The following is a 13,090-nucleotide window of genomic DNA, read 5'->3' on the forward strand; positions in this document are numbered from 1 at the left end:
AATTTTTCTTTTGCCGCTGCTTGCCGCCGTCGCGCTGGCGCTGGTCCCGCGTAATCTGTCCATCATCATGCGCGGCGTAGGCGTTTCAAAATCCGCGGTTGACAAATTTCAGCCAAAACGGTTACTTATCCGGAGTGCTTCGGCACTAGATTTATCTGCCCCCCGCGGACACGCCGAAAGGCCTCTTGCGGGGTTATTTTTTCTCTCTCATGCCTGCTGAACCAGCCATTAAGCGCGCAATGGTTTTTGTGGATGGCCAGAACTTGTTCTACGCCGCCAAGCAGGTTTTTGGTTACACGTATCCGAATTACGACATTGCTCTGCTGTCGGCAAAAGTCTGTCAGCAGCAGAATTGGCAATTGACGCAAACGCGGTTCTACACCGGTATCCCAAATTCCGACGACGACGCGACGTGGAGTCATTTTTGGAAGGCAAAGCTGGCGCAAATGGGACGGCAGGGCGTCCACGTTTTCTCACGTCCGTTGCGATATCGCTTGCACACAATCCGCCTACCAGATGGCCGCCCGTATTCTGTCCCGGTGGCTCAAGAAAAAGGCGTGGATGTCCGACTGGCGATTGATGTGGTTGGTCTGGCGTACCGGAATCAATTCGATGTGGCGATCATTTTCAGTCAGGACCAAGACTTGTCGGAGGTCGCCGATGAAATCCGTGTGATTGCCAAGGAACAGAACCGTTGGTTGAAAATCGCGTCGGCCTTTCCTATAAGTCCCGTCCCGCACAACGCGCGGGGTATCAATGGGACGGATTGGATCACCATTGATCGGATGACTTATGATGCCTGCCTGGATACGCGAGACTATCGCCTGAAACGGAGATCCAAAAGCTGATGACGACCTTGACCTTAATCTTTGCTCTACCGCTGCTCGCCGCCGTCGTGCTGGCGCTGGTCCCGCGCAATCTGTCCGTCATCATGCGCGGCGTCACCATCGGGGTGACGTTTATCACGATGCTGCTGGCCCTTGTGATGTTCTGGCAGTTTAACGACGCCGTACCGGATGCGAATGGCTATCGGTTTGTCAGCACCATTCCGGGATTGGGAGCGGAAGCGTTGGGCATCGCCTGTCGGCTGGGTGTGGACGGTTTGAACGTCGGCCTGGTGTTAATGGGCGCGATTGTGGCGTTCGCTGCGGCGTGTTGTGCGTTCGAGATCAAATCGCGCGAAAAGGAATTTTACATCCTGCTGCTCGTAATGACCGGCGGCATTCTCGGCGCGTTCATGTCGCTGGACCTGTTCTTTTTCTACTTCTGTCATGAACTGGCGTTGGTGCCCACATTCATCATGATTGGCGTCTGGGGCCGTGGCGAACGGAAGAACTACGCGACGTTTCAGATTACGCTTTATTTGAGTTTCGGCGCGTTGCTGGCGTTGATTGGGCTCATTGCGTTATATCTGCAAATGCCGGCGGACGGGCGCACCTTCGATATTCCCACGCTCACCCAGTATTTCGCTGAGCATACGATGGCGTTGAACGCGCAGAACTTCATCTTTCCGCTGTTGCTGTTCGGCTTCGGCATTCTGGTGTCACTGTGGCCGTTTCATTCGTGGGCGGCGCTGGGTTACAGTTCGGCTCCGAGCGCCACGGCCATGTTACATGCGGGAGTCTTGAAGAAATTCGGCCTCTACGGTTTGATCCGCGTGGCGTTACCGATGATGCCGGAGGCGACGCGCGGTTGGATGACCATCCTCGCGTGGTTGTGTTTGGGCAACATTCTCTACGTCGGTTGGGTGGCCATTCGGCAGAAGGATTTGAACCTGCTCTATGGCAACTCCAGCGTGGCGCACATGGGTTTCGTGTTCCTGGGGATTGCGAGTTTGAATCTCATCGGAGTAACGGGCGCGGTGGTGATCATGGTGGCGCACGGTTTCCTGGCGGCGTTGACGTTTGGTTTGAGCGGTTTCATTTACCATCACACCGGCACCCTGGTGATGAGTGAACTGGGCGGACTGGCGCGCAAGATGCGCTTCATCGGCGTTGCGTTCGTCATGGCGGCAATGGCGGGCTGCGGCTTGCCGGGCTTTCTAAATTTCTGGGGTGAAATCACGGTGTTCTTCGGTGCCTGGGCGGAGCCGGCGTTGCGGGTGGTGGTCGTGCTGGCGATTTGGGGAGCGTTGATCATCGGCGCAGTTTACATGTTGCGCGCCGTGCGAACGGTCATGCACGGTCCGCTGGACGAAACTCGCGCTTATGCGCCCAACGTGGCCGACGCCACCCTCTGGCGCAAGCTGCCCTACGCATTGCTAATTGCCAGTCTCTTGGTGTTCGGCTTTTTTCCGCGTTTGCTGACGGAAAAAATCAAACCGGTGACGGAGCAGATTGTCAGCATGGCGACGGCGATTCGCACCGGCACTGATTCCGCTCCGGCGATCATTGCCGGGAATCCGATCCAGCCAACCGCGCAACTTCAATCTACCGGGGACAAATGAGCACGCCCGATTACGAAAAGCTCGGTGTGTTCTACTTGGGTCGGCGCTACGATCCGCGGCAGAAGCAGGCGCAATCCGATCTGATACTTTACGAGTCAAAGAACCTCGTGACGCATGGTCTGGTCGTCGGCATGACGGGCAGCGGCAAGACCGGGCTTTGCTTTGATTTGATTGAGGAAGCCGCGATTGATGGCATCCCGGCCATCGTCATTGATCCGAAGGGCGACCTTGGCAATCTGCTGCTGACCTTTCCCGAGTTGCGACCGCAGGATTTCGCGCCGTGGATCAACGACGATGACGCACGGCGACAGGGACTGAGCGTGGATGCGTTCGCCGCGCAACAAGCTGCGCTTTGGAAAAAGGGCTTGGCCGCGTGGGAACAGGATGGCGAACGTATTCGTCGGCTGCGCGAGGCGGCGGATTTTACCATTTATACGCCCGGCAGCAGCGCGGGACTTCCGGTTTCCATTTTGAAATCGTTCGCCGTGCCGCCTCCGGAAATTTTGGAGGACGGCGAATTATTGCGCGAGCGCGTCAGTTCCACGGTGACTGGCTTGCTGGGCTTGGTGGGCATCAATGCCGATCCAGTCAAAAGCCGCGAGAGCATTCTGTTGAGCAACCTGCTTCAGGACGCGTGGGCCAAGGGACGCGATCTCGATTTGGCGGCGCTGATTCAAGCGGTGCAAAATCCGCCCGTGCAGCGCGTCGGCGTGCTGGAACTTGAAGCGTTCTATCCGGCGAAGGAACGTTTTGAACTGGCGATGCAACTCAACAACCTGCTTGCTTCACCCAGTTTTGCCACCTGGATTGAAGGCGAGCCGCTCGACGTTGGAAATTTTCTGCACACGGCAACCGGCAAACCGCGCGTCGCCATTTTCTCCATTGCGCATCTGGGCGATTCCGAACGGATGTTTTTCGTCACGTTGTTGCTCAATCAAGTGTTGAGCTGGATGCGCAGTCAGTCCGGCACAAACAGTCTGCGGGCGTTGGTGTACATGGATGAAATTTTTGGCTACTTTCCGCCCGTCGCGAATCCGCCGTCGAAGCCGCCTTTGCTCACGCTGCTCAAGCAGGCACGGGCGTTCGGTGTCGGGGTGGTGTTGGCCACTCAAAATCCCGTGGACCTGGATTACAAAGGTCTGGCCAATATCGGCACCTGGTTCATCGGGAGACTGCAAACGGATCGGGATAAAGCGCGCGTACTGGAAGGTTTGGAAGGTGCGGTCGCCGGACGCGGAGCGCGCTTTGACCGGAGCGCCATGGAGGAAACTTTGGCTGGTTTGGGCAGTCGCGTGTTTCTGATGCACAGCGTGCATGATGAGGGAACGGAAATTTTTGAATCGCGTTGGGCCATGGCCTATCTACGCGGGCCGCTCTCGCGTTCACAAATCAAGATGTTGATGGATGCGCAGCGTGGTGCTGCCGCCTCGAAAGCGGTACCGCAAACAAGTCTGGCCGCCGCGACGGCGGTTGCCGCGACTGCGCCCGCCTCCGCGCGTCCGGTCCTGCCACCGCAGGTCGCTCAATTTTTCGTTCCGTTGCGTGGCGGAATTCCGACGAGTCACACTCTGGTTTACCAGCCACGATTGCTGGGCGCGGCCCAGGTGCGTTACGCGGATTCGAAGTTGAAGATTGATTTAACGCAAGATTTGCTGGCCATGACGGAAATCACCGACAACGCCGTGCCGGTGGATTGGGCGAACGCCGAAGCGTTGAGTCTTACGGTCAATGATTTGGAAAAAAATCCCGCCGCTGCTGAGTTTGCTCCCTGTGCCTCGGCCGCCAGTCAGGTGAAGAATTACGCCGGTTGGGCGAAGGATTTTACCGCCTGGATTCAGAACGATCACCAACTGGCTCTACTGCAATCACCCGTCACGCGCCAGGTGTCCAAGCCGGGAGAGACGGAACGCGAGTTCCGCATCCGGTTGCAACAAGTGGTCCGCGAATCGCGCGATGCAGCGGCGGAAAAGTTGCGCCAGAAATACGCGCCCAAACTGGCCGCGTTGCAAGAACGCGTGCGCCGTGCCGAAGCCGCCAAGGCGCGGGAAGCCGAGCAGGCCCAGCGCGCGAAGTTTGATACGGTGATTTCTTTCAGCTCGACGCTGCTGGGCGCGTTTCTCGGCCGAAAGGCGGTGTCCGCCGGAACGATTGGCAAAGCGGCAACGACCATGCGCAGCGCCGGACGCGCCATGAATCAGTCGGGCGATGTGACTCGAGCGCAGGAAACGGTCGAGGCGTTGCAGCAACAGTACCGGGACCTTGAAGCTCAGTTCAAAGCGGAAGCGGAAGCGGCGGGCGCTGGAGTTGATCCGGCGACGGAGGTTTTGGAAACTTTGGAGCTGCGCCCGACGCGGACGAATATCAACGTCCGTCTGTTGGCGCTGGTTTGGTTGCCGTTCAGTCGGGATGCGGTGGGGATTCTGAATCCCGCTTACTGACCGGTGAACGGAGTCGGTTGGAAGCATTGAACGCGCGGCGCGGCGCCGCGGAGCAGTAATGATTTTATTCAAAATATGAATCTGTCTTTGATCAGTCTGGAGATGATGGTGGTGGCCTTGGGCCTCCTGATTTTACTGGTGGACCTGTGGTTGCCGCCGGCGCGCAAACGGCAATTGGGTTATCTCGCCGCCGCCGCGTTGACGTTGTTGTTCGTGAACACGTTCACCGCGCACAGCAGTTGTGCGCTGAGTGGCGAGGCGTTTGGCGGCATGTTCGTGCAGGACGGACTTTCGGTCTTCTTCAAACGCATGTTTCTGCTCGCGGCCATCATGGTTTTGATTTTTACCGTGGAATACGCGGATCGCGTCGCCGTGGGCATTTCGGAGTATTACGCGCTGATTCTGTTCGCGTTGACGGGAATGTTGTTCGCGGCCTCGGCCAATAATCTGGTGCTGCTGTACGTCGCGATTGAACTGATCACGGTGACATTTTTTGTGCTGGTCAGTTTTACGCGCGGGAGGGTGACCGCATTGGAGGCAGGCGTCAAATACCTGATCATCGGAGCGCTATCCTCGGCGTTCATGGTGTATGGCCTGGCGCTGGTTTGGGGGATTACCGGGAAGCTCAACTTTAACGAACTGGCCATGGTGTCCGAACAGTATCTTGGCAACCGGGTGTTCCAGGCGGGCGTGTTGCTGGTGTTGGTGGGGATCGGATTCAAAATTGTGGCGTTTCCTTTTCACATTTGGGCACCGGACGTTTACCAGGGAGCGCCGTCGCCCTCGGCCACTTTCCTCGCGTTCGGATCGAAGACCGCCGGCTTTGTTTTGCTGCTGCGCTTCCTGTTCGGCGCGGTTCCAGCCATGACGATTCATTGGGAGAAACTGCTGCTGATCATTTCCGCAATGACAATTTTGTACGGCAACCTGGGGGCGTTGCCGCAACGGAATCTGCAACGCCTGCTGGGTTATTCCAGCATCTCACATGCGGGCTATCTGCTGCTGGGGGTGGCCGCGCTCACGAACGCGGGGCAGGCGGCGGTGCTTTATTATTTAGGCGGCTATCTCTTTACCACGCTCGCGGCTTTCGCCGTGATTGTTGCCGTGTTACGCCATCTCGGAACGGAAGACATTGGCGGTTTGGCCGGGCTGCACCGTCGCTCGCCATTGTTGGCGGTCACGTTGGCACTGGCGATGATTTCTCTGGCGGGGATTCCCCCGCTGGTGGGCTTCTTTGGAAAATTTCTGCTGTTCAAAGCGGTCATCGAGCGCGGAGCCGATTATTACGGTTACTATTATCTCGCGTTCGTCGCACTCGTGGGTGTGGTCATTTCGCTCTATTACTACTTCGGCGTGGTGAAAGCGATTTACTTCAGCAAGAGCGCCGGTGAAACCACGCCCATCGTGGTATCCTGGCCGTTGAAAGCCACGGCATGTTTTTGCATTGTTGGAATGCTCTGGTTGGGAACGGCGCCGAATGGTTTGTTGAACGTCGCGCGCCGCGCCGTTGGCACTTTAGCCGGAGTGGAATAACCGCAATTCGTTCAATTGGCGGAGCAACTCAAGTTTTAACCAGAAGACCGCGCTTTTCCGCAGACTGGCATCATCCATTCTGGATTCGAATGGGATCGCAGAATTATTTGCTCAAACCCGATTCCGAAAGTAAGCGATGGTTTCGGCAATGCCTTTTTCCAAGGTCACCTGCGGTTGCCATTGTAAAAGTTTGCGCGCTTTGCGGATGTCGGGTCGGCGTTGCTTCGGATCGTCCTGCGGCAGCGGCTTGAAGGTGATCGGACTGCGCGCCTTGGTCGCCTTGAGGATGGCGCGCGCGAATTGCAGCATGGTCATCTCGCGCGGATTGCCAATGTTCACGGGCAAATGATGACCGCTCATCATCAGTCGGTAGATGCCTTCGATCAGATCCGATACGTAGCAGAAACTGCGCGTTTGTTTGCCCGTGCCGAAGATGGTGATCGGTTGACCGGTGAGGGCCTGACTGATAAACGCGGGGACAACTCGACCGTCATCGAGGCGCATGCGTGGACCGTAAGTATTAAAGATGCGCACGATCCGGGTTTCCAGTTGGTAGGTCCGGTGGTAGCCCATGACCAAGGCCTCCGAGAAGCGTTTGGATTCGTCGTAACAACCGCGCGGGCCGATCGGGTTGACATTGCCCCAGTAATCTTCCGTTTGCGGATGGACGACGGGATCGCCATACACTTCCGAGGTTGAAGCGGTTAAAAAGCGCGCTTTTTTGCGTCGCGCCAATTCCAGCGTTTGGTAGGTGCCGAACGAGCCAACTTTGAGAGTTTCAATGGGAATTTGAAGGTAGTCAATCGGACTGGCCGGCGAGGCGAAATTCCAGACGTAATCCACCGGTCCGGCAATTGAGATCGGACGGCAAATGTCCTGTTTGATCAGGCGAAAATTTCGATGGTTCCGCAGATGCGTGAGATTGGTTCGGCTGCCGGTGATGAAATTATCAATGCCGACAACGTGATGGCCGTGCGCCAACAGCAAATCGGTCAAATGCGAACCGAGAAAACCGGCGGCGCCGGTGACGACAGAGAGGGGTGGCTTTGCTTTCATGAAAACTTAAAAAGTGGGGCGGTGGTGGGAATACCCGGCGCGGTCATTTGGCTCCGGAGCCGCGAAACACGGCGGGAATGGTGCGCAGCAAAATTTTGAAATCGAGCCACAGCGACCAGTTATCAATGTACTCCAGGTCCAGACGCACCCAATCCTCAAATTTTTTAATTTCGTTGCGTCCGCTCACCTGCCAGAGGCAGGTCAAACCGGGCTTGACGCTCAATCGGCGCCGATGGGCCATGTCGTTGATGCGCTTGATTTCGTCCACCGGCAGGGGGCGCGGGCCGACGAGGCTCATCTCGCCGCGCAAGACGTTAAAAAGTTGTGGCAGCTCGTCAATGCTGGTTTTGCGCAGTAATCGGCCGAGGGGAGTGATGCGCGGGTCCTTGGTGATTTTGAAGACTGGCCCGGACATTTCATTCATGGCGGCAAGCTCGTGTTTGATCTGCTCGGCGTTTGTAACCATGGTGCGAAATTTATAAATGGTGAAGGGAGCGCCATTCAAACCGGAACGTCGTTGTTTAAAAAAGATGGGGTCTTTGGAGGTCAGTTTGATCAGCAGCGCAGCGGGAATCATGAACAATGGGCCCGCGGTCAACAGCATCACCAGCGCACCAACGAAATCCATGACTTCCTTCATCTTGCCCTGCCAGGAGACTTCCGGAGTGGAGCGGAAAACCAGCATGGGGCGGCCATAAAAATCATCCATGGTCGTGGTGGAAATTTGCGTTTTGAAGAAATCGGCAACGAGCCAAACCTCGATGCCCTCCAATTCGCAGGCATGCACCACCATTTCAGCGCGATCAAAGAGCGAATGTCGCGAGCTTAGAATGACGCCATTGATGGCGCGCTCATGTAGCAGCGTAACCAGTTCCTCTTGTTGAAGTTTGTTCAAATCCAATTCGGCAATGATTTCCACACCGGATTCAGGCCGTTGTTGAATCATTTGACGGATGCGTTCGGTTTCCGTTTTGGTGCCGAGAAGGAGAAAGTGGCGGCGAAACTGGCTTTGACCATACCGACTTTGGGCGGCGAACTTAAGTAATTCCTCTTTGAGCAGGACCAGGCAAAAAGCAATCACGCCAAACCCGATGGGTACCAACCGGGCGATCAGCAGGCGTGAAAAGAACAGGGCCAACGTCAGTCCCAAGGAAATGAAGAGGCAACCCTTGAAGAGCGCCCAGATCAAACTTTTCCGGGAACGTATCAGGGAGCGATCGTAGAAACCCTGAAATTCCAAAACCAACGGCGACACCGGAATCAAGATCAGGTAGTGCCAGAAAAATACGTCAAAAGGAGCAATCGGTGGTTGCCCCAGGGTGACGGTGACAAAGTCGGAAGCTCGGAATTCGTAAGCCAGCCAGAAACTGGCGGCGAAGATGCAAGCGTCCAGCAACTGGCTGATTTGCATCCGCATTTGACGATCGCGTCGAAGCATGGTGGGGAAATTTGATCCGAGTTTAGTTGGCGCGCGCCAAGGCTTGAGGTTGACCGTGAACAAGCTGGAACTCCGGCACGGCGGCGGCGATCAATTTTTTCATGCGTTCGTAGGTGGCATCTTCTTGTCCCGGCGGACAAACGGCAAAGAAAGTGATGTACGCCCAGCGTTCCAGAACTCCAGTGGTCAGCAGCGTTCGCGCCATGGACCACATGTGCTTTTTGCCATCGGGATCGGCGCTCATGTTTTTATCCGAGACATACCAATAGACATAAACGCCGCCCGCGCGGACGGGTTGACCATCTTGCGTGAACGTGCCGGACAATTTCAATTTAATGACGGACAAATCGTAAGGTGCCGGCTTTTCAATGGGGATGGTGGTGATTTCAGTCGAATCAATGCTCCATCCCGCGCCGGTCAGGCAGAATTGTGGTTTGTGCATGCTGGCGCGGTCTTCGCCCATCAGGACTACATTGGCGCTGACGGAAAATTTATCGGGCGCGAGATACTGTCGCTGACCGTAGCAGGTGTCTTTCGGCAGGGTGTTGGTGACAATTTCACTCTGCGGAATCCATTCGGAAGAGTAGCCCAATATGTCGGAAGGCAGTACCACCTCGACGTTGTGGCTGCCGGGAATCGGCCGGGTTTTCACGCCCGGCTCACCCAGGCGCTGAATGGTTTTATAGCGCGCCAATCCCATCGCCGCACCGCCAATAAGCAGCGCCGTGATGCCCGCAAGAAAATACTTGGTTCGGTTCATGGCTGGTTGTGTGGAGTGCTGGACGTTTCGGGTTGTCCGATTCGCTCCAGGAAACGGCCGATGTACATCACTCCAATAATTGCCGGGATATAAGGTAGCAGATTAAAGAAGGTGTTGTCGTGTACGTAATTGCCCGCCGATTGTCCGCCCCATTCTCCCGCTCCGACGATGAAGGAAAGCCGCACCACATTGCCAATAACCGCCAGTGGCAGCGAGGCCAGAACCATGACGATTCGTTTCCAAGGAGACCGGAAAACCAGGAACCCATACGTCAGGGCGATCAGAAAAATGGAAATTAGACTCCGCATCCCGCCACAGGCCGCCGCCACTTCGTATTGGTAGGTGCCCGTCGCATCAAACAGCAGCGCCCCCGCGCGGATGACCCCGATGCCGAATACGTCGTCAAACAGGTGTTGCACAATCCAGGTGACCATCATGCGGAGCGGAAACGCGATTTTCTCCGTGAACGATCCCAAGGGCACCATGAAGATGAAAAGGAAGTAAGGAAAGAAGGTGGCCTTCAAAAAACGTGGCCCCCAAATCATGCCCATCAATCCGTAAATGCCACTAAACAGTCCGACGATGGAAAGTCGCTGTTGCTGGATGATGAAACCGATCGCGTGCATCAACAGACCGAAAACCACGAAACTGAGCGCCGGCCACCAGGCGCGCAGTGGTTGCGCGGCCAAGTCCTTCCGTTTCCACCAGAGAATTCCCAGCACGACCAACGGAATCATATTGCCGTGGCCATCGTCAGAAATGGCATTTTCCCGATACGCCACGCGCATCCATTGGAACAAGGAAGGCGTGGGCGTGTAGCCAAAGGAAGCGTTGCCCCATAATTGGAAGAGCAGGCACCAGCCAATCAACAGTCCAAAAAACAAAGCTTTGTCCGGGAACTGCCGCCAATAAGCCCGGATTTCATCCGTCAGGCTGTCGGTGGGAGGATGAAAGGACGCGCGGTTCATCAGGTAGTTATCTTAGACCAAAAGCATTGGATAAGAAATTTAGGGTTTTTGCTCAATCAAATTCCCGGGGAGTTTCCCGTAGGCGCACCCGCGACAGCCATCGCGCAACAGGTAAAGCAGGAAGAGAAAATTCCATTTGAAATAACGTGGGATCAATCGGCGGGGTTCAGAACCCATGCGGTGTAACCACGTCAATCCGCTCCGTTGCATCCAGTCCGGTGCGTCGGACTTGGTGCCGGCATTAACGTCAAAGGCGAATCCAACCGACAAAATAACGCCGCGTCGGATTTGTGCCTTGTGCTTCTGCGTCCACGCCTGCTGCTTGGGGGTGCCCAATCCTATCCAGATAAAATCCGGCGCAAGCTGATTGATCTCCGCAATGACCTCTGCCTCGGCCGCCCCTTCCAGAGTGCCGTCGGCGTGGCAGCGACCGTGAAACGCGCCGACGAATTTGAGGTTCGGATTCTGGCGCAGAAAATAATCTTTGAGATTTGCGCCACATTCGGCGGAACCGCCGAGCAAGTAGTGGGTGGTCCCCGGCGGCGCGGTTTTGAGGAAGCGGCGCATGAAAGTCGGCCCGTAAACGCGATCGCGTAAATTGGCCCCGGCCCGATTCAAACACCACACGAGAGGCATGCCATCCGGCACCTGGTCATCATACGCTTGCATGACTGCCGCAAAGGCCGGTTCGTGCCGTTCCATGGTGACGATCTGGGTGTTGACGAACTCGATGGCCCGGCACTGCGGTGCTTTGGCCCAATCGAGACACAAGCGACCCAGCTCCTCGTAATGAGTTACGAGCAAGGGGACCTGGAGCACATGCAACCGTTTCATCAATAGGTCGGGGCGGTATTATTCGGGTGCCGCCACCTGGCTCGAATGACCTCCAAAGGTGAAAAGCGACCCCGCCAGAACCGCGCTGCAACCAGTGGAAAGTGTTGTCATAACGCAACGGCAAGCAAGAAAAGACTTCTTTTGCGGTCACGGTTCGGCAAAGTAATGGCGTGTCGCAACGCTGGATTTGTAACGACTGTAGCCGGACCGCATGAAGCTGCTGGTCTTTGCCCATACGCCGCCCCCGCTGCACGGCCAGAGCTACATGGTGCAGTTGATGTTGGCGGGATTTGGTGGAAACCGGGCTGCCGGAAAAGGGCAACCCGCTGCCAACCCGGTGGACTACGGAATCGAGTGTTATCATGTGAACACCTGCCTGTCGAAACGCATCGAGGACATCGGTGAATTTCACGGAAGCAAGTTGTTACGCCTGTTCTTCTATTGCGTGTTGGCCATCGGGTATCGCTTTCGTTACGGAGTTACAAACTTCTACTATATTCCGGCCCCCGGCAAACGCTCCGCACTTTACCGCGATTGGATGGTGATGCTCCTCTGTCGGCCATTTTTCAAGAAGATGATTTTCCATTGGCATGCGGCCGGACTGGCCAAATGGCTTGAAACCAGCGCTCAAATCCGCACTCGGGCATTAACCTATCGCTTCATGAAACAGGTGGATTTGAGCATTGTGCTTTCAAATTACAACCGGCTGGATGCGGACAAATTCTTTTCGCGGCGAGTTTGTATCGTGGCTGACGGCATTCCGGATCCCTGTCCGGATTTTGAGGCTACGATATTGCCCCGGCGTCGCCAGCGTCTTGAAGAACGGAAGAAACTACAGTCCGGAGACTTTGCCGCCGGGTCACGGCAGGGACCGGGCAACGGCGGCTTCCATCAGTTCAATGTGCTGTTTCTTGCTCATTGCACCCGAGGCAAGGGGCTGTTCGACGCTATTGACGGTGTGGCGCTAGCGAACCGGCATTTAGCCGAGCTTAAAACGCCAATCCGCATTCACCTTACGGTCGCGGGTGAATTCATGTCCGCATCGGAGAAGCAGGAGTTTCAACAGCGTATTCAGCAACCCGACTTGCAAGTGGCCGGTCAACAATCTTGCGTGCGCTACCTGGGTTTTGTCACTGGCGAAGCAAAACACCGCGCCTTTGCCGAAAGCGATTGTTTTTGTTTTCCGACGCACTACTACGCCGAGAGTTTCGGTCTCGTGGTGTTGGAAGCGATGGCCTTTGGGTTGCCGGTTATCGCCAGCCGTTGGCGTTCGATTCCTGAATTACTGCCTCCGAACTATCCGGGCATCGTTCCGCCGCGCGCTCCAGATGAAATAGCCAAAACTTTGGTGCAAATGATTACCGCCACGTCGAGTGAAACCTTGCGCAAACACTTTTTGCAACACTTTACGCTGGAACAGCATTTTTTGGCGCTGGCCAAAGCCTTGCATACCGTCGAGAAACCTTTGGAAAATCACACTTGGGTTTCCGCGCCACAGCCCTCTTGATACTGCATTCCTGATCTTCCATTTGGTCCCGCATCGGACGAAAGCGATTCGAGGAGCGCTACCATGGGAGCAGGCTGAATAAGTCCTTTTCAAACTCATTGCGCAGAGGC

General features: G+C 55.9%; 10 protein-coding genes. 5 read left to right on the forward strand and 5 right to left on the reverse strand.

The window, feature by feature from the left end; genetic code table 11:
- Positions 1–209: 209 nt before the first annotated feature.
- The 4 genes from M9920_09855 (at position 210) to M9920_09870 (ending at position 6,417) form a co-directional block, all read left to right on the forward strand.
- The gene (locus M9920_09855) at positions 210–848 is read left to right on the forward strand and encodes an NYN domain-containing protein (protein ID MCO5052596.1); all 639 of its coding nucleotides are present in this window, start codon (positions 210–212) and stop codon (positions 846–848) included.
- Positions 848–2,446 (forward strand): NADH-quinone oxidoreductase subunit M, encoded by a 1,599-nt coding sequence (locus M9920_09860; protein MCO5052597.1) that lies wholly within the window; start codon positions 848–850, stop codon positions 2,444–2,446. The genes M9920_09855 and M9920_09860 overlap by 1 nt, the downstream gene beginning before the upstream one ends.
- The gene (locus M9920_09865) at positions 2,443–4,884 is read left to right on the forward strand and encodes a DUF87 domain-containing protein (GenBank protein MCO5052598.1); all 2,442 of its coding nucleotides are present in this window, start codon (positions 2,443–2,445) and stop codon (positions 4,882–4,884) included. Before M9920_09860 ends, M9920_09865 begins: the two co-directional genes overlap by 4 nt.
- Before the next feature lie 75 nt (positions 4,885–4,959).
- Positions 4,960–6,417 carry an NADH-quinone oxidoreductase subunit N gene (locus M9920_09870; GenBank protein ID MCO5052599.1) on the forward strand — a complete coding sequence of 486 codons (1,458 nt, stop codon included), beginning with the start codon at positions 4,960–4,962 and terminating at the stop codon, positions 6,415–6,417.
- Between the two features lie 111 nt (positions 6,418–6,528).
- On the opposite strand, the gene M9920_09875 is transcribed toward M9920_09870, so the two are convergent.
- The 5 genes from M9920_09875 to M9920_09895 are packed head-to-tail and all read right to left on the reverse strand — an operon-like array spanning position 6,529 to position 11,473.
- Positions 6,529–7,473, reverse strand: a complete 945-nt coding sequence (locus M9920_09875; GenBank protein MCO5052600.1) for an SDR family oxidoreductase — start codon at positions 7,471–7,473, stop codon at positions 6,529–6,531.
- Positions 7,474–7,516: 43 nt separating this feature from the next.
- Entirely contained in the window at positions 7,517–8,911 is a 1,395-nt protein-coding gene (locus tag M9920_09880) for a sugar transferase (GenBank protein MCO5052601.1), read from the reverse strand.
- Positions 8,912–8,933: 22 nt separating this feature from the next.
- The gene (locus M9920_09885) at positions 8,934–9,671 is read right to left on the reverse strand and encodes an EpsI family protein (GenBank protein ID MCO5052602.1); all 738 of its coding nucleotides are present in this window, start codon (positions 9,669–9,671) and stop codon (positions 8,934–8,936) included.
- Complete coding sequence (locus M9920_09890) at positions 9,668–10,639, reverse strand: exosortase/archaeosortase family protein (protein ID MCO5052603.1); 972 nt, start codon at positions 10,637–10,639, stop codon at positions 9,668–9,670. Before M9920_09890 ends, M9920_09885 begins: the two co-directional genes overlap by 4 nt.
- Before the next feature lie 39 nt (positions 10,640–10,678).
- Positions 10,679–11,473, reverse strand: coding sequence for a WecB/TagA/CpsF family glycosyltransferase (locus M9920_09895; protein ID MCO5052604.1), 795 nt, complete (start codon positions 11,471–11,473; stop codon positions 10,679–10,681).
- A 211-nt stretch (positions 11,474–11,684) separates the two neighbouring features.
- On the opposite strand from M9920_09895, the gene M9920_09900 reads away from it, so the two are divergent.
- Positions 11,685–12,980 (forward strand): glycosyltransferase, encoded by a 1,296-nt coding sequence (locus tag M9920_09900; GenBank protein ID MCO5052605.1) that lies wholly within the window; start codon positions 11,685–11,687, stop codon positions 12,978–12,980.
- The last annotated feature ends 110 nt before the right edge of the window (positions 12,981–13,090 follow it).

The organism is Verrucomicrobiia bacterium (genome assembly GCA_023953615.1).
Taxonomy (GTDB): domain Bacteria; phylum Verrucomicrobiota; class Verrucomicrobiia; order Limisphaerales; family JADLHS01; genus JADLHS01.